Source organism: Lactococcus sp. SK2-659 (assembly GCF_020218185.2).
Taxonomy (GTDB): domain Bacteria; phylum Bacillota; class Bacilli; order Lactobacillales; family Streptococcaceae; genus Lactococcus; species Lactococcus lactis.
On sequence record NZ_JAIWQZ020000006.1, the window covers coordinates 1 to 21,215 of the forward strand.

19 protein-coding genes are annotated in these 21,215 nt (G+C 35.0%); 3 read left to right on the forward strand and 16 right to left on the reverse strand.

Annotated elements, in window-relative coordinates; translation table 11 throughout:
- Positions 1–75 precede the first annotated feature (75 nt).
- The 4 genes from LDP15_RS11740 to rpsB form a co-directional block, all read right to left on the reverse strand.
- The gene (locus LDP15_RS11740) at positions 76–567 is read right to left on the reverse strand and encodes a sigma-70 family RNA polymerase sigma factor (protein WP_225513544.1); all 492 of its coding nucleotides are present in this window, start codon (positions 565–567) and stop codon (positions 76–78) included.
- Between the two features lie 260 nt (positions 568–827).
- Entirely contained in the window at positions 828–2,558 is a 1,731-nt protein-coding gene (gene ezrA / locus LDP15_RS11745; RefSeq protein ID WP_003132670.1) for a septation ring formation regulator EzrA, read from the reverse strand.
- Positions 2,559–2,762: 204 nt separating this feature from the next.
- A complete protein-coding gene (gene tsf, locus LDP15_RS11750) occupies positions 2,763–3,791 on the reverse strand; it encodes a translation elongation factor Ts (RefSeq protein ID WP_015427183.1) in 1,029 nt (342 codons plus the stop codon).
- Between the two features lie 121 nt (positions 3,792–3,912).
- A complete protein-coding gene (gene rpsB / locus LDP15_RS11755) occupies positions 3,913–4,680 on the reverse strand; it encodes a 30S ribosomal protein S2 (RefSeq protein WP_011836067.1) in 768 nt (255 codons plus the stop codon).
- A 358-nt stretch (positions 4,681–5,038) separates the two neighbouring features.
- Between rpsB and LDP15_RS11760 the strand changes: the two genes are divergently transcribed.
- Both LDP15_RS11760 and adhE read left to right on the forward strand, forming a co-directional pair.
- On the forward strand, positions 5,039–6,064 hold the full coding sequence (locus tag LDP15_RS11760) for a lactonase family protein (RefSeq protein ID WP_010906341.1): 1,026 nt from the start codon (positions 5,039–5,041) through the stop codon (positions 6,062–6,064).
- 231 nt (positions 6,065–6,295) lie between these two features.
- Positions 6,296–9,007 carry a bifunctional acetaldehyde-CoA/alcohol dehydrogenase gene (gene adhE / locus LDP15_RS11765; RefSeq protein ID WP_015427185.1) on the forward strand — a complete coding sequence of 904 codons (2,712 nt, stop codon included), beginning with the start codon at positions 6,296–6,298 and terminating at the stop codon, positions 9,005–9,007.
- Between the two features lie 302 nt (positions 9,008–9,309).
- Here the strand turns inward: adhE and LDP15_RS11770 are convergent, their stop codons facing one another.
- The 12 genes from LDP15_RS11770 to LDP15_RS11825 form a co-directional block, all read right to left on the reverse strand.
- The gene (locus LDP15_RS11770) at positions 9,310–9,789 is read right to left on the reverse strand and encodes a nitroreductase family protein (protein WP_015427186.1); all 480 of its coding nucleotides are present in this window, start codon (positions 9,787–9,789) and stop codon (positions 9,310–9,312) included.
- The gene (locus tag LDP15_RS11775) at positions 9,776–9,985 is read right to left on the reverse strand and encodes a hypothetical protein (RefSeq protein ID WP_003132661.1); all 210 of its coding nucleotides are present in this window, start codon (positions 9,983–9,985) and stop codon (positions 9,776–9,778) included. Before LDP15_RS11775 ends, LDP15_RS11770 begins: the two co-directional genes overlap by 14 nt.
- A complete protein-coding gene (locus tag LDP15_RS11780) occupies positions 9,982–10,809 on the reverse strand; it encodes a radical SAM protein (protein ID WP_225513543.1) in 828 nt (275 codons plus the stop codon). The genes LDP15_RS11775 and LDP15_RS11780 overlap by 4 nt, the downstream gene beginning before the upstream one ends.
- Positions 10,802–12,001: an MFS transporter gene (locus LDP15_RS11785; RefSeq protein WP_225513542.1), complete on the reverse strand. Its 1,200-nt coding sequence runs from the start codon at positions 11,999–12,001 to the stop codon at positions 10,802–10,804. Before LDP15_RS11785 ends, LDP15_RS11780 begins: the two co-directional genes overlap by 8 nt.
- Positions 11,998–12,924: a radical SAM protein gene (locus tag LDP15_RS11790; protein WP_225513541.1), complete on the reverse strand. Its 927-nt coding sequence runs from the start codon at positions 12,922–12,924 to the stop codon at positions 11,998–12,000. The genes LDP15_RS11785 and LDP15_RS11790 overlap by 4 nt, the downstream gene beginning before the upstream one ends.
- Positions 12,925–13,026: 102 nt before the next feature.
- The gene (locus LDP15_RS11795) at positions 13,027–13,884 is read right to left on the reverse strand and encodes a transcription regulator (protein WP_015427189.1); all 858 of its coding nucleotides are present in this window, start codon (positions 13,882–13,884) and stop codon (positions 13,027–13,029) included.
- Between the two features lie 120 nt (positions 13,885–14,004).
- Positions 14,005–15,033 (reverse strand): SepM family pheromone-processing serine protease, encoded by a 1,029-nt coding sequence (locus LDP15_RS11800; RefSeq protein ID WP_015427190.1) that lies wholly within the window; start codon positions 15,031–15,033, stop codon positions 14,005–14,007.
- Positions 15,020–15,517, reverse strand: coding sequence for a pantetheine-phosphate adenylyltransferase (coaD, locus tag LDP15_RS11805; RefSeq protein ID WP_010906348.1), 498 nt, complete (start codon positions 15,515–15,517; stop codon positions 15,020–15,022). Before coaD ends, LDP15_RS11800 begins: the two co-directional genes overlap by 14 nt.
- 47 nt (positions 15,518–15,564) lie before the next feature.
- A complete protein-coding gene (rsmD, locus tag LDP15_RS11810; protein WP_015427191.1) occupies positions 15,565–16,104 on the reverse strand; it encodes a 16S rRNA (guanine(966)-N(2))-methyltransferase RsmD in 540 nt (179 codons plus the stop codon).
- Between the two features lie 170 nt (positions 16,105–16,274).
- Positions 16,275–17,495 carry an MFS transporter gene (locus LDP15_RS11815; protein WP_015427192.1) on the reverse strand — a complete coding sequence of 407 codons (1,221 nt, stop codon included), beginning with the start codon at positions 17,493–17,495 and terminating at the stop codon, positions 16,275–16,277.
- A gap of 81 nt (positions 17,496–17,576) precedes the next feature.
- The gene (gene lmrP, locus LDP15_RS11820) at positions 17,577–18,803 is read right to left on the reverse strand and encodes a multidrug efflux MFS transporter LmrP (protein WP_015427193.1); all 1,227 of its coding nucleotides are present in this window, start codon (positions 18,801–18,803) and stop codon (positions 17,577–17,579) included.
- 188 nt (positions 18,804–18,991) lie between these two features.
- Entirely contained in the window at positions 18,992–20,338 is a 1,347-nt protein-coding gene (locus tag LDP15_RS11825; protein ID WP_010906353.1) for a glucose-6-phosphate isomerase, read from the reverse strand.
- Positions 20,339–20,681: 343 nt separating this feature from the next.
- Between LDP15_RS11825 and LDP15_RS11830 the strand changes: the two genes are divergently transcribed.
- Entirely contained in the window at positions 20,682–21,188 is a 507-nt protein-coding gene (locus LDP15_RS11830) for a YkgJ family cysteine cluster protein (RefSeq protein WP_015427194.1), read from the forward strand.
- The last annotated feature ends 27 nt before the right edge of the window (positions 21,189–21,215 follow it).

The following is a 21,215-nucleotide window of genomic DNA, read 5'->3' on the forward strand; positions in this document are numbered from 1 at the left end:
TATTCTTTTTTAACTTACTTTTTTTCTTCCCTTATCAAAAAACCCCCTATTTTTACTAAAATAGGGAATTCCTCTTCACTCTTCGTCTTCTGAAAATAAAATGGCCTTTATTTTTTCACGAAGGCGATACCGTTCCATGCGAGTTAGTTCTTCTCCTCGCATTTGTCGAAGTAGTAAGTCTTGATAATGTGCGCTCAAACCTTCATATACTTCTGCCAGCAAATGATTGAAGACCACTTCATTTTCTGGACTAGTATCACCTGAATTTATCCAGTCTGAGCATTCATAAACATCTAAACCTATAAAATGGTCATGGCTTCGTTTCTTTGCATAACTCCGTCTTAGCTCATCAATTAATCTTTGATGATACTTTACCTTAAATTTCGTATGCAGCTTTTGACCATCGCTCTGCTCTTCTAATAGAAGATGTAAAATAATCATCGCCTCTTGAAGATAATCCTCTATTTTCCATGTTCTAATGCGAATTTGTTTCATTAATTTCATAACTATAGGTTTCATTTCTGAAAACAGATTTTCAAAATCCTCTTCTTCCAAGTAATATGTCATTGGAAAGTTCTCCTTTTATATTATATTATCTTTATTTAATTTATTAGTAAGAAGATAGGGGTGGAGAATGTATATCTAATAAACAGTCAGGGAGCATCTTATTATAATGAGCTATTTTCATATCTATCCTTCCAAGACATTTTTATGGCTTTTATTACATTATAATAATTTTTACGTGTTTTACCTAACGATATTATGCGAATATTCAGAATTTATAACCCGATAAATAAAAGCAAGGCTATTTACCTTGCTTTTTTATTTTATAAGTAATCAGGAGTAGGTTTATTTTTAAAATAAACTCCTGAAATCCTAGAAGCTGCACCTGGTTCTACAAGTTCTAGCGTTTTTGAAATTTCATCAAATGAACCATCATAGTCACGGCTGTTTTCAAATAATTGAAGCGCTCTTGAGATCCCTTGTGCCACTTGTTCATTTGCAGCTTTATAACGATTAGCATATTGAATCAATTGTTCAGCTAATACCGCGTGGTCAGTCAAATTAGTCGTTGCTTCTTTTAAAACATGCATATCTTCAGTGCTTACGTCAACAAGATGATTAATTGTATCAATGTTGATTCTAACTCGTCCTAATTCTTTGAAAAGATTTTGTACTCGATCTCCTGTTGTGAAGAACAAGTCGAGATAATCTTTAGGAAGACCAGGGAGATTACATTTTTCAACATAACGTTTTATTGTACGGAGTTCAGAATCAAAGCGTTCCGCAATTTCTTGAGCTGCTCTTTCTTCATCTCTGAGTCCTGTAAGGGTATCACTAATCTTAATTTGGTTCTTCTCAATATCTTCAAGCGCATTGACTACTGAATTTACTCTACGAGAAAGGATTGAGTAAGGCATTGTTTTAGCTTGAATATTTCCTAGAATTTCATCAACATCTGAGTCAAGAGATTCTAAATGTTCTTGATAACCTCTAACATATCCTTTTTCGTTTCCAGAAAGGATATAGGCTTGTGTAACATGGTCAATTTCAAGGAGAAGATTTTTATTATTTGCTCTAATATGTTCAATATATTCTTTGAGAACTGATGAACGTTTTTCAACATTTCGACGTGCGCTATATTCTCTTTCAAAAATAGCATAAAGTTCTTCAACTTTTTCTTGAATTAAACCAAGTTCAGCTTCCACTCGATCTAGTTCAAATTGTTCTAATAATGAACTACTTTCAACGAGATGATCATGTAAATCATCCATTCTTTCTTTAATGTTGACATTATCGGGAAGAATGTATTCTTCTGCAACGAATTTATCACTCGCTTCTTGCAATTCTTCAAGTCGTTTAGGAACATCTTTTTCAATTGTTTTAATAAATGATGGAATTTGCTCTGTAATTGCACGTAAAGCAATCGTATGTTCTTCAGCAGTCTCCAAAACTTCAGCCGCTTCAATCGGATCACCTGTTGAGTTTAGCGTTACAAACTGAGAAAATTCTGTTTCGATATTGGCTAAATGTTTTTCAAGTTCAGTAATAACTGTTCCATACAAATCTGCATTGTCAGCAATATCGCTACGTAAGTTATCATATAAATCAAGGGATTCTTGAATTTTATTTGAATTACGCTTTTCTTGTTCAACAAGTTGAGCAACACCTTGACGAATTCCTTCGACATCGCCTTCCATTAATTCAATTTGTGCCTCACTATCCGCTACAGATTCACGAGCACGGAAAAAATGGAATGAGTCGTTTAATTGTTCAGCTTCAAAAATATGTTCTTCCAAATCAGCAAAAGAGTTTGATGATAAGTCAAGCCATTTTTGGTTCCATTCACGGAAAATTGTTTGCGATTGTCCGACGAGATGCATTTTTTTAACAGAATCAATTTCTTCTTGAACAGGTAAATCGAAAAGCGATTCCTTTCGCTCTTCTAAGGCTAGGATACGGTCTTCTGTTTTCTTTCGCATTAATATCGCAAAAGCATAAAAGGCTACGAGGATAACTAATAAGACAACAATGAGGATAATGACAGTACTTGACATGCTTTACTCCATAAAATGATTTAATTACTTAAAAATAGTTTAATTACTTAGGTTAGATAGATTTTAAATAGATAGAAAATCTCAAATATAATTATAGCATATTGCGTCAAAGAAATACACTATTTTCTTAGTTTTCTAACCGAAAAGTCGTTTTTTATTTTCAAAATAAAAAAAGCAACCTCTAGAGGCTGCTTTTTAATTAAATTAAAGTCCTGCTTTTGCTGCTTCAACTTCTGCTGCAAAGTCTGTTTCAGCTTTTTCAATTCCTTCACCAACTTCAAAACGTGTGAATGCAATTGCTTTAGCTCCTTTTGATTCAAGGAAAGCTTCGACTGTTTTGCTGTCATCCATGATGTAAAGTTGTGCAAGAAGAGCAAATTGTTGGTCAACTTTTGTATTGTCAACGATGAATTTAGCCATTTTACCTGGAAGAATTTTGTCCCAGATTTTTTCTGGTTTTCCTTCAGCTTTAAGTTCTTCTTCAAATGAAGCTTTCGCTGCTGCAAGAACTTCTTCTGTTAATTGGCTCTTAGAACCAAATTCATGGTGTGGAAGTTCTGGTTTGTTAACAAGTACACGGCTAGCGTTGTCTTCATCAATTTTGTGGTTCATTTGTGCTAATTCAGCTTTAACAAATTCTGAATCAAGTTCATCAGCTGAAAGAACAGTAGGGTTCATTGCAGCGATATGCATTGATAGTTGTTTAGCAAGTGTTTCATCTGCACCTTCAACGACAGAAACAACCCCAATTTTACCACCATTATGTTGGTAAGCTCCAAAGTGTTGAGCATCAGTTTTTTCAATTACTGCAAAACGACGGAAAGTAATTTTTTCTCCGATTGTAGCAGTCGCTTGAACAAGTTCTGCTTCAAGAGTAATACCTGAAGCTGTTTCAAGTGCCAATGCTTCTTCGTTAGTTGCTGGTTTTTTAGACGCAATAAGTTCTGCTGTTTCTTTAACCAAGGCAACAAATTGATCATTTTTAGCTACGAAGTCTGTTTCTGAGTTCAATTCAACAATCGCTGCAACATTTCCGTTTACAGCAATTCCTGTAAGTCCTTCAGCGGCTACACGATCAGCTTTTTTAGCTGCTTTTGCAATCCCTTTTTCACGAAGAAGTTCTGCTGCCGCTTCCATATTTCCGTCAGTTTCAACAAGAGCGCGTTTAGCGTCCATGATTCCTGCACCAGTTTTTTCACGTAATTCTTTTACTTGAGCTGCTGTTACTGCCATTTTGTAAATCTCCTATGTGTTTTTTTCTGTCAGTATTGACAGTAGTTTTATTTAAAAAAACAGGCGAGGCGTAAGGCCTCGCCTGTTGTAGTTACTTAATTAGTATAAGTTGAAGTTAAAATTATTTACCTTCAACGATTTCAGCAAGTTCTTCAAGTGATTCTTCTGAAGCTGCTTCTTCTGCTACGAAATCTTCCGCTGCATCTTCACCTTGACGTCCTTCAATGATAGCGTCTGCCATTTTAGCTGTAATCAATTTAACAGCACGGATAGCATCATCATTTGCAGGAATAACTACGTCGATTGGTTCTGGATCTGCGTTTGTGTCAACCATTGCTACAACTGGGATTCCCAAAGTTTTAGCTTCTTTAACTGCGATTTGTTCAGCATGTGGGTCAACGATGTACATAACATCTGGAATACGAGGCATATCAGCGATACCACCGATGAATTTTTCAAGGCGTTCGCGTTCTTTGTTAAGAAGAACTACTTCTTTCTTAGGTAAAACTTCGAAAGTTCCTTCTTCTTCCATTTTGTTGATTTCTTTAAGGCGTGTCACACGTGTTTGGATAGTGTTCCAGTTAGTGAGCATACCACCCAACCAACGGTGGTTTACGTAGTATTGACCAGCGCGGAGAGCTTCTTCTTTAACTGCTTCTGCAGCTTGTTTTTTAGTACCAACAAAAAGAACTACTGCACCTTCTTGTGAAGCGTTTTTTACATAGTTGTAAGCATCGTCAACAAGTTTTACAGTTTTTTGAAGGTCGATAACGTGGATACCATTACGTTCTGTGAAGATGTATGGTTTCATTTTTGGGTTCCAACGACGAGTTTGGTGACCGAAGTGAACACCAGCTTCAAGAAGTTGTTTCATTGAAATAACTGACATGTTAATGTCTCCTTTTAAAATAGTTTTTCCTCTTTCATCTGTCATCCGCAGCCGCAATACTTGCGTACACTACGACTTTGTCGAGACGAAATGCGAGATGGTTGCATAGCAACTCTATCATTATACATTGTTTGACCTATTTTTGCAAGTATCTATTCATGCTTCTATTGTTCAGTAAATCTATTTTTCTAGCCACTCCTATTGTCTGACAAATTTAATTGTTAATTTAGGCTCTATAATCACTAAAAGAGTAAGTTTTTAAATTTTTTTCTAAGAAAAAAATTAATATTTTTGCTGAAACCGCTTTTTTTGTGATAAAATAATTATAGTAAATAAATTAGTTTGTGAGGAGAGAAATATGAAAGAAAAAATCCTTTTAGGCGGCTATACAAAACGTGTATCTAAAGGCGTATACAGTGTTCTTTTGGACACTAAAGCTGCTGAATTATCATCATTAAATGAAGTCGCTGCGGTTCAAAACCCTACTTATATCACTCTCGATGAAAAGGGACACCTCTATACTTGTGCAGCAGATAGTAATGGTGGAGGAATCGCCGCCTTTGATTTTGATGGCGAAACTGCCACTCATCTCGGAAATGTCACAACCACGGGAGCTCCACTCTGCTATGTTGCCGTGGACGAAGCGCGCCAATTAGTTTACGGAGCGAACTATCATCTTGGAGAAGTTCGTGTTTATAAGATTCAAGCTAATGGCTCACTCCGATTAACGGATACAGTTAAACATACTGGTTCTGGACCACGTCCTGAACAAGCTAGCTCACACGTTCATTATTCTGATTTGACTCCTGACGGACGACTTGTCACCTGTGATTTGGGAACAGATGAAGTCACTGTTTATGATGTCATTGGTGAAGGTAAACTCAATATTGCTACAATTTATCGGGCAGAAAAAGGAATGGGTGCTCGTCATATTACTTTCCATCCAAATGGTAAAATCGCTTATTTGGTTGGAGAGTTAAATTCAACAATTGAAGTTTTAAGTTACAATGAAGAAAAAGGACGCTTTGCTCGTCTTCAAACAATTAGCACCCTACCTGAAGACTATCATGGAGCAAATGGTGTTGCTGCCATCCGTATTTCATCTGACGGTAAATTCCTCTATACTTCTAATCGTGGACATGATTCTTTAACAACTTACAAAGTAAGTCCTCTTGGTACAAAACTTGAAACTATTGGTTGGACAAATACTGAAGGTCATATCCCTCGCGATTTTAATTTCAACAAAACTGAAGATTATATCATTGTCGCTCATCAAGAATCTGATAATTTATCTCTTTTCTTGCGAGATAAAAAAACCGGTACTTTAACTTTGGAACAAAAAGATTTTTACGCTCCTGAAATCACTTGTGTTTTACCACTATAAAAATTTATTTTTTCACAAAGTTTGTCTGATAAACTAAAAAAGATTGCTAATTCCTCTCAAATAATTAGCAATCTTTTTTTCTTCAGTAAAGCTTGTTATAAACCGTTTTCTAAACTTTTTATGAGTGTTTTTGTAAAAACTATCACAATATTGCTTGACATCTACAAAAAACTTTGTTAAACTATTCACGTAAAAGAAAGTGAATGAAATCACAAAGGAGAACCTACAAATATGGCAACTAAAAAAGCCGCTCCAGCTGCAAAGAAAGTTTTAAGCGCTGAAGAAAAAGCCGCAAAATTCCAAGAAGCTGTTGCTTATACTGACAAATTAGTCAAAAAAGCACAAGCTGCTGTTCTTAAATTTGAAGGATATACACAAACTCAAGTCGATACTATTGTCGCTGCAATGGCTCTTGCAGCAAGCAAACATTCTCTAGAACTCGCTCATGAAGCCGTTAACGAAACTGGTCGTGGTGTTGTCGAAGACAAAGATACAAAAAACCACTTTGCTTCTGAATCTGTTTATAACGCAATTAAAAATGACAAAACTGTTGGTGTCATTTCTGAAAACAAGGTTGCTGGATCTGTTGAAATCGCAAGCCCTCTCGGTGTACTTGCTGGTATCGTTCCAACAACTAATCCAACATCAACAGCAATCTTTAAATCTTTATTGACTGCAAAAACACGTAATGCTATTGTTTTCGCTTTCCACCCTCAAGCTCAAAAATGTTCAAGCCATGCAGCAAAAATTGTTTACGATGCTGCAATTGAAGCTGGTGCACCGGAAGACTTTATTCAATGGATTGAAGTACCAAGCCTTGACATGACTACCGCCTTGATTCAAAACCGTGGACTTGCAACAATCCTTGCAACTGGTGGCCCAGGAATGGTAAACGCCGCACTCAAATCTGGTAACCCTTCACTCGGTGTTGGAGCTGGTAATGGTGCTGTTTATGTCGATGCTACTGCAAATATCGAACGTGCTGTTGAAGATCTTTTGCTTTCAAAACGTTTTGATAATGGGATGATTTGTGCCACTGAAAATTCAGCTGTTATTGATGCTTCAGTTTATGATGAATTTATTGCTAAAATGCAAGAACAAGGCGCTTATATGGTTCCTAAAAAAGACTACAAAGCTATTGAAAGTTTCGTTTTTGTTGAACGTGCTGGTGAAGGTTTTGGAGTAACTGGTCCTGTTGCCGGTCGTTCTGGTCAATGGATTGCTGAACAAGCTGGCGTCAAAGTTCCTAAAGATAAAGATGTCCTTCTTTTTGAACTTGATAAGAAAAATATTGGTGAAGCACTTTCTTCTGAAAAACTTTCTCCTTTGCTTTCAATCTACAAAGCTGAAACACGTGAAGAAGGAATTGAGATTGTACGTAGCTTACTTGCTTATCAAGGTGCTGGACATAATGCTGCAATTCAAATCGGTGCAATGGATGATCCATTCGTTAAAGAATATGGCGAAAAAGTTGAAGCTTCTCGCATCCTCGTTAACCAACCAGATTCTATTGGTGGGGTCGGAGATATCTATACTGATGCAATGCGTCCATCACTTACACTTGGAACTGGTTCATGGGGGAAAAATTCACTTTCACACAATTTGAGTACATACGATCTATTGAATGTTAAAACAGTGGCTAAACGTCGTAATCGCCCACAATGGGTTCGTTTGCCAAAAGAAATTTACTACGAAAAAAATGCAATTTCTTACTTACAAGAATTGCCACACGTCCACAAAGCTTTCATCGTTGCTGACCCTGGTATGGTTAAATTTGGTTTCGTTGATAAAGTTTTGGAACAACTTGCTATCCGCCCAACTCAAGTTGAAACAAGCATTTATGGCTCTGTTCAACCTGACCCAACTTTGAGCGAAGCAATTGCAATCGCTCGTCAAATGAAACAATTTGAACCTGATACTGTCATCTGTCTTGGTGGTGGTTCTGCTCTCGATGCTGGTAAGATTGGTCGTTTGATTTATGAATATGATGCTCGTGGTGAAGCTGACCTTTCTGATGATGCAAGTTTGAAAGAACTTTTCCAAGAATTAGCTCAAAAATTTGTCGATATTCGTAAACGTATTATTAAATTCTACCATCCACATAAAGCACAAATGGTTGCAATTCCTACTACTTCTGGTACTGGTTCTGAAGTGACTCCATTTGCAGTTATCACTGACGATGAAACTCATGTTAAGTACCCACTTGCTGACTATCAATTAACACCACAAGTTGCCATTGTTGACCCTGAGTTTGTTATGACTGTACCAAAACGTACTGTTTCTTGGTCTGGTATTGATGCGATGTCACACGCGCTTGAATCTTACGTTTCTGTTATGTCTTCTGACTATACAAAACCAATTTCACTTCAAGCTATCAAACTTATCTTTGAAAACTTGACTGAGTCTTATCATTATGACCCAGCGCATCCAACTAAAGAAGGACAAAAAGCCCGCGAAAACATGCACAATGCTGCAACACTCGCTGGTATGGCCTTCGCTAATGCTTTCCTTGGAATTAACCACTCACTTGCTCATAAAATTGGTGGTGAATTTGGACTTCCTCATGGTCTTGCCATTGCCATCGCTATGCCACATGTCATTAAATTTAACGCTGTAACAGGAAACGTTAAACGTACCCCTTACCCACGTTATGAAACATATCGTGCTCAAGAGGACTACGCTGAAATTTCACGCTTTATGGGATTTGCTGGTAAAGATGATTCAGATGAAAAAGCTGTGCAAGCTCTGGTTGCTGAACTTAAAAAATTGACTGATAGCATTGATATTAACATCACCCTTTCAGGAAATGGTGTCGATAAAGCTCACCTTGAACGTGAACTTGATAAATTGGCTGACCTTGTTTATGATGATCAATGTACTCCTGCTAATCCTCGTCAACCAAGAATTGATGAGATTAAACAACTCTTGTTAGACCAATATTAATATATTGATTATAGTATTTGGAACCGAACGATATCCATGCTCGCTAACCTGCTAAAGCAGGAAGTCGCAATGGTACGTCAACCTCGTATTGATGTGATTAAACAGTTGTTGTTAGACCAATACTAATAATCTATTGATTAAAATAATTAAAACGCTCTGATGAATTCGTCAGAGCGTTTTTATAGCTTATACAACTATCAAAAGGTATAAATCAATTTCGATATAGGCTCTTTTCACTCCACTGATTTATATTTCTATAAAAATCAATAATTAATTAGCGATAGAAGTCGAGTTCATGCATGCTAATGGGGTTCTTCTATTCCCAACAGAGCATCATTATCTACGAAGCCTAATGGACAACCGTATATCTCTTTTTCTGAAAGTAGTAGTTGAAAATTTTGCAGAAAAGCACCACATTCGATTGAAGCATACCTTATCCCACAATTACCATATTTACCAAAATATTTATCGTAATCATATGTCACAGCAATAAGAATTGAACTTGAAGAAAAATATTTATCATCATAAAAACAAGTTTTTTTAATTTGATTTATCTCGAATTTCTCTGTACTTATCTCCCCTTTAGAGTTAAATATTTTTTTATTGTTCTTATAAAAAAGTAAAACTTTCAAACCATATATAGCTCCGGCAGAAGGAACGCTATGTTTCTCAAAATTATAGTAGGATTTTTTTACTACTTCTATTACACTTTCAACATTTACACCAATATTATGAAATTTATTTGATTTTCTTAGTTGAATAAGCTCTTCAAGATTCTTCAACGATTTTCTCCTTGATTAACTCTTTCAGAAATTCATCTTCATCATCTGTCCACTCTCTATCACTTTCTTGTTCAAGAACTGCCAATAAAATATCAAAACCTGTATCGTTGAATTGTGTTAATTCCGCCCTTGAGAAATTGAAGACTGCTTTATCTGTTTTTCTGAGCGTAAATAATGGGTTTAATTTATACTTCATTTATTTGTTCTCCATTTTTCTAATATATATTTTTTATATTCTACAGCTGGTTCAGAAGTGGAAATATTTCCAATAACATCTCCTGTTTCTTCAATTGCTAAATCCCCGTTTGCATATATTGTCAGGGAGGGATATTCCGATACATAATTTAATGTTTCTTGAACAGGCGAGTAGCGTACATAAATCCCATCAGTATTATATTGTCTTACAAAGATTTTTAACTCTTCTTTTTGAATTTCTGTTAATTTATATACTTGATTTTCTCCATAATAAGTTGAAAGTTTCAACAGTTCGGCTCCTGTTTCTTTAGCATAACTCGCAATTTTACTAAGCTCTCCAATATTTTTTCGAGTGACACAAGTTGCAAAACCATATAATATCCCCAATTCTTTTAAATATTTCACAGTTTTTTCAACTTTTCTAAGATGCCCGTTTTCTTTGTAATTATCCAATTTTGAATATCGCAAACTATCAATGCCTATCTGTAAATATCGAATTCCTGATGATTTTAACTGATATAAATACTCATAGGATACGTCAACTGCATTAGTCGCTATAGTTGGATAATTGTTATGTTCTGATAGTAATTGGACAAAATCAATAAGTTTTGGGTGGAGAATTGGATCTCCCCCACAAATAGCAACTAATGGTACTTTATATTTTTCTAAATAATAAGCTATTTTTTCTAAATCTTCTTTTGAGATCTCCTTTGTATTTAACATCTTCATTTCTTTAAGGAAGCAGTAATCACATTCGTAATGACAATGATTAGTTAAATATATATACACCTTAATTGGTAAAAAAAGTTCGTCATCTCTAAACATATTTTTTCCCCTTTCCAAAGATACCTAAAGCCATAATAATTAGGACAAAAATTGCACTAATATATAAATAGGTAATCAAATAGTTATCAACTCCCCCTTGAACAACACCCATCAGGAAGAAAGAAGCAGATAGTAAAAGCTGGGCCATTGTAGAATAAAGAGAAAAAATAGTTGTTTTATCGTCTCTATCCTTAATCGCGGTGTTGATAAAATACGAGGAGAGCCCTTCTGAAAATAGTCTGATAATCTGCATACTTGAAAATATTATCGCTACAATCAAAAAACGAAAAAGATTTCCTGGTATAAAATGTTCAATTACCAATACTCCTTGAAAAGTAAGAACCGCAAAAGAAACAAGGAGTAATGTTGAAAGTTTGAACAGCGATACTTTCTTTTTCAAAACTCTCAAAATAACGAATATCGACAGGTTCACTATCATAATAAGTAAGCCATAATAATAAAGAGGAATACCTAATGAAGTCATAACTGGTTGGTATAAAGAAAATGTCCCCCTTGAAATACAAAACAAAAGGGCAAGCGAGAACAAGAGAAATAACAATTTATGATTTAAGGACTTTACTTTCATTTTTATTTTTGTCATTTCTTTATGTCTCGCTTCAGAACACATGAAAATAGCAGATAATAATTTGATGATTTTTATCGATAAATCCAATATAAGTGGCAAAATCACTAGATAGGAAAATAGAACCGTGGAAACAAATCCAGAAATTGCTGCTATAATCGCTCCTATGGAAAAATATGAGGCGGATTTCTCCATAAAATCTTTTTCAGTTTTTCCTTCTCTCTTAAACATATTAAATATTAACACTTCAAAATTACCACTCGCTAAAGCCAACATGCCTGTTCTTATAATTTCTATAATTAAAACTGGAATAAATAAAGAGCCTTTTATCAAACTAGGAAGAAAAAGTAAAGTTATAAGACACACAATTTCCGCACCATTTCCTAATACTAACATTAATTTCCTATCGAACTTATCGGATAAGTAACCTGTTGGAATCTGAACTAACAACGAAATTAACAAACATAAGCCCATAATACTTGAAAAATCTGAAAAAGAAAGCTTTAAATACACACTGAAAAATATAACCTCTACAACCGTTATAAATGCATCATCAAAAAGTATTCTATTTATGAATAAAATTTTCTGACCATTGAAAAATTGAGTCATTGGTAACCCCCACATTCCTTAAATAGCGGACATAAGTTACACGAGGTTGATTTTCGATATTTTCCCGCTCTCCATATATTAAAAATCGAACTTGTTCCCCATATGTAATCAAAACTTGAACCATCGTTACCTAATTTTTCGATAGATTTTTGGTTTTGAGATACTACAGGACAGGCTGAAAGTGTCAAGTCACTATTTATAACGCAGGCAGCTGTTCCAGCACCACAACCTAAAGTTTCAGCAGTGTTTTCTTCTTTTAGATATGTTGTGACAATTAGATTATCTGGTATTTTTAAATCTGAGCATGCTCGAACTAAAGCTTCATAATCCATGAATAGGCGTTCTTTTTCTAATAATCCCGTTCCCATGGGCATAAATGGCATTAATCGCAATTCTCTACACCCTAATGTGGCACACATATCAATCATTTGTTGAATGGTAGAATTATTTTCTTTTGTCACGACCATAGCAAGCCGTGTAGGAACATTCTCTTTTACTAATAGTGCTACACTTTTTATTGCACTTTCAAATGTTCCTTTCCCTCTGACTGCGTCATTGATTAACTTTTGGGGAGACTCTAAAGAAATTTGAACCTCTTTTAAATACTGAGATTTAGAAAGTATTCTAATTAACTCTTCATTTCTAAATAGTTTTTGACCATTAGTTGAAAATGAGTATGAAATTCTCAATTTTTCTAGTTGAATAATAATATGTTCAAAGTACTCACATTCTGTCGGTTCACCGCCCAATAGAGAAACAGGGGTAAATTCTTTATCTTGTATAATATCTAGGACCTGATTTATTTCATCAAGCTCCAACTCTTTTCCTTGATAATCTTCCAAATAACAAAATTTACACCTTAAATTACATTTGTTGGTAAGCATCCAAGTCAGGAACAGTGGATTTTTTAGGTAATTAATCATCTTACTTCTCCAATCTATAAAAAAATACAGATAATTTTTATTATCTGTATCTTAACATATAAAATTGGGTGGAAATTTTCTTTTGGAATATATGCCAAAGCCCTATAATTTTTCAATTTCTTCAAAAAGGACCTTTGCTTCTAGTGGGAAACCATAATCTGCAAGAGTTTGCGCGTGTTTTTTCATTTCTTCTATCGCTCCGTTTTGTTTTTGCAATACCTTATAATGAGCTTTGTGATATTCAAAGAGAATTTTTTCATAGAAAAAATTGATACTTATTCCTATTTCTTTTAAATGGTTGATATATTTAAAAGCTTGTATTAAGTTTTCTCGACGTAACCAAGTATCAATGAGATTTAAAAATGTTCTTATTACGATCTGTTGATTGAGATGAATTGAATGATAATAATTTGATTTTCCTAAAATTTGCATTCCGTAATACTTTAGTGCATTATCATCAAAATGTCGAAGACAATTGCCAAAAACCCACAGTTCATAGCGTCCCCATTCACTGACAGATTCAAGGTAGTTCATCAAAAGGTCAGTATCTTTTTTGATATCCTCTGCATTTTGAACCATTACTAAGTTGGTTTTAACTACTGTTTCATTAATTTTATAGTATTTATTTTCAGGATTTTGTTGAGATTTTTCTTTCCAAAAATTATGAATTTCTATGATTTTCTCGATGTTTTTTTGCGCATAAGCAACCGCCAACTTGTGACGAAATTTGTATTCATCTGATTGTTCATAGTAGTTATAAAGGTTTTGAAATTCATCTAAATAGACATTTGAGTTTTCTAAAACGGTAAATAGTTTACCCACCGTAATCTCTGTTTCTCCTTTTTCAAATTTTGCGAGCTGAGATTCTGAAAAAGAACCACCAGTCATTTCTTTTAATTTTAGATGCTTCGTTTCTTTGATAAAAGCAATGATTTTTCCGATTTTTAAATTTTTTTCCATTTCATTTTCCCTTTGTCATATATTCCAAATTTATTAAATTATTTGAAATTATTATACAACTTTGCTTTTAGCTTGTAAACTAGATGAAAAAACTACTGACAGAAAAGCTGTCAGTAGTTTTTATTTTTCTAAATAATCTAAAGCGTCCTGAATAGTTTTGACGGGAACGATTTTCATCTTCGTTTTTAGTTTTTTAGCTGCGGCTTTGGCTCCAAGGTAATTGTTGCTACTTTCCTTTTTGGTGCCTGAGTCAGGCACTAAGAAGACCTTTGCCCCTTCTTTGCTCGCTGTGGCTACTTTTTTATCAACACCGCCGATTTGGCCAATGCTTCCGTCATGTTCAATCGTCCCAGTTCCAGCAATTTCGCGACCGTTTCGCAAATCTTTTCCTGTCAACTGACTGTAAATTTCTAGTGTAAACATCATCCCCGCAGAGGGACCACCGATTGAACCCGCGTTGACAGTAACTTTTGGAGTCGTCACGACTTCAGTATGGTCAACTAGGCTGATCCCAATTCCTGTTTTTCCATTAGCAATTTTGATGTATTTGCCAGTTGACTTGCGCTTTGTGCCGTCAATTCTCGTGTATTCAATCTTTACTGTATCACCGACTTTTTGTTTGGAAACATAAGCAATCATGTCGGCACTTGATGTAAACTGTTGACCATTGACTGCTGTAATCGTATCTGCAAGTTCTAGCTTATTTTTAAAGGTCGAATTTTTGGCAATATCAAGGACATAAACGCCTTCATATTTAAGTTCATAAGGTTTATTAGCTAATTTAAAAGCTTGATAAATCGCTGTATTCTGTGCCGTTTCCATGTAAAACTGGTTGACACGGTTGAACTGTGCGTCGTTAAGTCCACCAGTCATTTCTTGCTCACTGTAAATGCTTGTAAAACTATTAAAATGGCTGTAAATCATTGTAGCAAGATTTGCTCGTGCAATTTGGACAGTCGTCAGGAAAAAATCACCTTTATGTTCATCTTTTTTGCCTTCAACTTTGACCATTTTTCCTAAAGGCTCGGTTGTTCCGGGCATTTCCACATAGTAACTTGTTGGATAAAATAAAGCTAAAAGGGCAACAACAATTAGACCAATCGAGATTCCCCATTTTAATTTGGGATTAATTTTTTTATTTTTTTTCATCTAATTTCCTTAATTCACGACTCACATTTTCTGGAACCCAAGCACTGACATCTTGACCAAAGGCATGTAATTCTCGCATCCGTGTGGAATTTAATGGTTCAAGTTCTGGTTTTGCTAAGAAAAAGATGGTTTCAATGCCTGTCATCTCCATATTAAAATAGAACATATTTTTTTCATATTCTAAATCTTGGCTATTACGCAAAGAACGAACCAGAGCTGTCACGCCAAGTTTTTTAGCAATATTCACTGTCAAATCACGTTCGTGTTTGATGACTTTGACTTTATGAGTTACTGACAGGCTTGTCAGTGCTTCTTCTAGCATTTCCACTCGTTTATCAGTTGGAAAAAGTGGATTTTTTTGGTCATTTTTAAAAATTCCAACATAAAGTTGATCAAAATGTTGACTGGCACGTTTGATAACGTCTAAATGACCATTTGTCAGTGGGTCAAAAGTTCCTGTAAAGAGTCCAATTTTTTCTGTCATTACTTTTTTCTTTCTTAATTTACTGACAGAATTTCTGTCAGTAAAAGTCAAAATTCATAAATTGAAATTTTAGAAATTCCGTAAGTTTTTTGTCTGGTCAGCTCTAATTTCCCAATTTGGTCAGGGAGTTCAACTTCCTTGTCTGTTTCACAGACGACAATTACATTTTCTGTCAGTCGTTTTTTCTCTTGCAAAAGTTCTAAGTTTTCAACAATTTGTTCTTTAGCATAAGGTGGGTCTAAGAGGACTAAATCAAAAGTCTCTGACAAGTTTGATAAGACTCGTTCTGCTGACATTTTTAATAATTGAAATTTTTCAGGCTCTTTGGTCATCTTGATATTTTCCAAAATGACTTGTTGAGCTGCTCTGTCTTTTTCGACAAGAATGGCGTGATCCATTCCTCTTGAAATGGCTTCAATTGCCAAACTACCTGAGCCTGCAAATAAATCAAGAACACGTCCCCCTTCAAAATAAGGGCCAATCATATTAAAAATGGCTCCTTTAACTTTATCGGTGGTTGGTCTTGTTGTTTTTCCTGCCAATGTTTTCAGCGGTCTTCCGCCATAATTTCCTGAAACTACTCTCATGAAAATAATTATATCACAAAATTTCAAATGGAGAGCCGAATCTCCCTGTAAGCCTTGGTCTAAAGGTTCTGTCAGTAAAAATTTTCTTATTATTTTACTGACAAAAAAATAAGTTTCTCAAATCAGAATTTCATTCTAACTTTTGAAACTTATTTTTACCTATATTTAACTCATGAATGACTTTCATGCATCCGAATTGCTCGTAGTGAAGGTAGCACACCTAATACAATAATGAAAAACATGAAGATGGTCATTCCAATATTTCCATAAAGACTTGAGAGGGACACAAGGATTCCCGACAAGACCGAAGCGATAGGCTGAGTCACTGAAAAAGCTCCTGTATAAGTTCCCACTTGGTCTCCGTCCATTAAATCGGCCCGCAGAGCCTGTGAAAATGGAACCAAAATCATTTCACCGATTGTTGCTATCAATGCTGCAATCAGTTCCCAAGTTAAATTACGACCAAGAAATGCAATCATGAAGCCCAAACCTTGCAAAATAATTCCAATCGATATTCCACTACTTCGTGACCAATTTTTGGTTAGTTTGTTGACTCTCCCCATAAATAATACGATGACTAAGGTATTGACCATTAGGAAAATTGTCAGCATCCGTTGTCCATAAACTTCAATTCCAAAAATCCTTGCTGTTCTAAAACTATCACTCAAATGGACTGGAAGATAATAATCAATTTGATTAAAAATCATCGCAATAAAGACCGAAGCAAATAAATAATACATGAAAATACGGTCTTTAGCAACTGTGAAATAGGCTTTAATAATGTTTGATTCTTGCTTATGCTGCTGAGTATCTGGATTGAAGGATTCATCAATCCAAAAAATTACAACCAAACAACTAACGATTTCTTCAATTGTGATAGCTAAAAGTAACCAAACCAAATAATCTCGGAAAAACCAACCTGAAAGTCCTGAACCAATCATGATTGCAAAATTGATAATCCAATATTGAATACTATAAACGACTCGCCGATTTTCACTTGTTGTCAAATCTACAATCATCGCTTGACTTGCGGTGTTAAAAAAGCCAAAACCAAAATTAATAATAAGAAATCCTAAAAAAGTGACCCAAGGATTGAAGTAAAAAGATGAGTTTGCAAATGTTGCTAAAGCTCCACCAAAACCAGTAATGGCAGTTGAGAAAATCATCACAGGTCTTCGTCCCTGAACGTCGGACAAATGACCAGCATAAAGCCCAACCAAGAAAACCATGACTGAACTAATGACTAAAAGTAATCCCGTGATTCCCGCTCCCATATATTTATTGTAGTAAATTGTCATTGAGCCACCCACTGTACTAAAGCAAAGCGTCCCAAAAAAATTCATAATTAAACGAATTTTAAGTGTAGGATGTAATCCAAAAAAATCTTTCATTTTATTTCTTTCTGTTTTTTTCAATAAAAAATCTATCTTGACTCCTTTTCAAGATAAATTCCTGTTTTTAGAAGTCATTTTTTAATTAATTTTTGTTTTCTGGTGTCTGTTTACAGCAATAAGCACTAAAATAATCGCTAGAACTTCAGTCAATGCTAAGACTAAAGAAACTCCTGTTGCTTTAATCATTGGTGAAATCGAAACAAGTAAACCGGCAAGAATGGAGGCAATTGGCATCTTAATTGCGGCAACGCCATTGTAAGAACCAATTTTTTCTGGATTCATCAAATCTGCACCTAAAGTTTGAACACTTGGTGTATAAACAATTTCACCTAAAGTATAAACAATACCGGCAATGAAAATAGGCGTAAACGTCGTTGTCAAAAATGAAAAAATCATCCCAATTGCCATAAATAAACTTCCCCAAATAAATCCTTTTTGGTGTGACCAGTCCTTGGTCAATCGATTTAGGGTGGTCATTAATAGGACCACTAATACACAAGCTAAAATCAAATAAATCGTAAGCATCCGTTGTCCATAGATTTCAAAACCAAAAAAAGTGATTGTTTTAAAACTATTTGATAAATGAACAGGCAAAAAATTATCAAATTGCATGATAATAAAAGTGGTCGCAATATTAGCACCCATAAAAATCATGTAAGTTTTATCTTGTAGCACTGTCTTATAGGCCTGAAAAATATTTTCTACTTCTTCTTTGGCCTTTACAATCGGTCTAAAAGTCTCAGTCATGACAAAAGTGGTTAAGAAAAATGAGACTAAGACAGTTAAAAGTAATATCACTAAAAGTGCTTCAAATGCTGGTCTAAAAAGCCAAGCACCTAATGCTGCTCCTAAAATAACTGACAAGTTTTGCGCCCAATAATCCAACATAAAAACAACTTTACGATTTTCAGCATTCGATGCATCAATAATCATGGCATTTCCTGCAGTAATCACAAGATTATAACCAAAACTAATCAGCAAAAAAGCAATAAAAGTTGACCAAGGATTCACGTGACCTGGTAAGTTTGAAGCAATAGCTAAAAGAGCTCCCAAAAGTTGAATCACTGTCCCAAAAACCATCACTGGTTTTCGACCATTTCGGTCAGCAAAAAAACCTGCAAGAATTCCTGCAACAAAAGTGGCTACTGCAGATAAGGCAAGCAAAATCCCTGTAATTGCACTTCCCAAATGTTGATTATAATAAATGGTCATTGAAGAAAAAACGGTGCCATATGAAAAGGCACCTAAAAAAACAATTCCTAAACGGAGTTGCAAATTTTTGTCTAAATTCCAAAACTCTTTCATATTATTCCTTAAATTTTCCGATTTTTTTAATTTATCTATAATTGTAGCACAAATAATAAACAAAAACTAGATGGATTTTTTAAAAGTTGTTAATAAAATACAGAGATTGAAAATATAACTTATGAAATATACAAAAAATCACTGACAGAAATCTTGTCAGTGATTTTTATGACACTTTTAATCAAAGATTAAAGGCGGTCATTCAATTCTTTGCTGAGTTCTTCAAATCCTGGTTTACCAAGAAGAGCGAACATATTTTTCTTGTAAGCTTCAACACCTGGTTGGTTGAATGGGTTAATTCCGTTCAAGTAACCAGAAACACCGATAGCAAGTTCAAAGAAGTAAATTGCATATCCAAGTGTGAATTCGTCTTGTTCAGGCAATGTCACGATCATGTTTGGAACATTTCCGTCAGTGTGAGCAAGAAGCACGCCGTCAGCTGCTTTTTTGTTAACGAAGTCAACATCTTTACCTTGCAAGTATCCAAGTCCATCAAGGTCAGCGTCAAGTTCTGGAATGTTGATGTTTTTACGTGGTTTTTCAATACGGATTGCTGTTTCAAAAACAGTACGTGTTCCTTCTTGAATCCATTGTCCTAATGAGTGAAGGTCTGTTGAGAAGTTAGCTGAAGTTGGGTAAATTCCTTTTTGGTCTTTCCCTTCTGATTCACCAGCCAATTGTTTCCACCATTCTGAGAAATATTGAAGGCTTGGTTCGTAATTGATCAAGATTTCTGAGAATTTACCTTTACGGTAAAGGATATTGCGAAGTGCAGCATAGGCGTAAGCATCATTTTCATGAACATTTGTAGAAGTGTATTCTTTACGCGCAGCGTTAGCACCTTCCATCAAAGCTGTGATATCAGCACCTGAAGCTGCAATTGGCAAAAGTCCAACAGCTGTCAATACTGAGAAGCGTCCACCAACTGAATCTGGAACAACAAAAGTTTCCCAGTTGTTTGCGTCAGCATTAACTTTTACAGCACCTTTTTCTTTATCAGTTGTTGCGTAAATACGTTTGTTTGCTTCTTCACGACCGTATTTTTTAACTAACATTTCTTCGAAGACACGGAAAGCAATCGCTGGTTCTGTTGTTGTACCTGATTTAGAGATTACATTTACAGAGAAATCTTTGTCAGCAACGTAATCTACAAGGTCAGCCAAGTATGATGAAGAAATTGAGTTACCAGCATAAAGAATACGTGGTGCTTTACGTTCTTCGGCAGTTTGCAAGTTAACAAAGCTGTTGCTCAAAAAGTCAATTGCTGCACGTGCACCGAGGTATGAACCACCGATACCGATAACAATAAGAACTTCTGAATCAGATTGAATTTTTTTAGCTGCTTTTTGAATACGAGCAAATTCTTCTTTGTCGTAATCTTCAGGAAGGTCAAGCCATCCGATATAATCGCTCCCAGCACCTTTTCCTTCGTGGAGCAATTTAGCTGCCCCGTCGATTTGCCATTGGATTTCGTCTAATTCATTTTCAGCTACAAATGGAGTGAGTTTTGAATAGTCAAATTTAATATGAGCCATTTTAATTCCTTTCAATTTCTCGCTTTTTACGAGAATTTAGCTATTGAAGAACGACAACTTTTGCATTGTTTTATCTTCGAATTTTCTAGTTCATTTTATCACTTTTTCGGCTTTTTAACAATACTAAAGGTTGTGTAAGCGCTTATTTGTTTAGCTTTCTATCTGTGAAACTTTTCCAGCTTTGGGACAGCTTTTTTTATAAAAATTTAGTTTAAGATTTCAGTGAATATTTATTGTTATTAAAAGATTTACTGATAAGCTAACTCCTAACACTTTTAAGGGTGTCAAATCTCTTTGACGACTGACAAATCAGTCTTTCATGTAAATTTTTGCTAAAATATTAATGATGAAATATACATTTGAAATTGACCTTGACCGTTATAAAAATCTAGCCCAACAAAAACAAAAGACACATAAGAAATTTTTAGCTGGACTTGCCAAAAAACCACCAAAGCAATTAGATAAAATCGTTAAAGAAGTTCATGAAGAGGTTTTTTTAGAAATTGACTGCACCAAATGTGCTAATTGTTGCAAAACCTTAGGCCCTCTTTGGACAGAGGCCGATATTGAACGCGTCGCCAAACATTTAAAAATGAAAGTGAGTGACTTTGAAGCCACATATCTCCGAACTGACGAAGATGGTGACAAAGTTTTTCAAACCATGCCTTGTCAGTTTCTTGGTTCTGACAATCTCTGTAGCATTTACGAAGTTCGTCCTAAAGCTTGTCGCGAATTTCCCCATACTGACCGTAAAAAGATTTATCAAATCAATAATTTAACGATAAAAAATACACTTTACTGTCCAGCTGCTTATGAATTTGTTGAGAAATTATCTTATAGACTCAAATAAAAATTACTGACAGGTCTGTCAGTAATT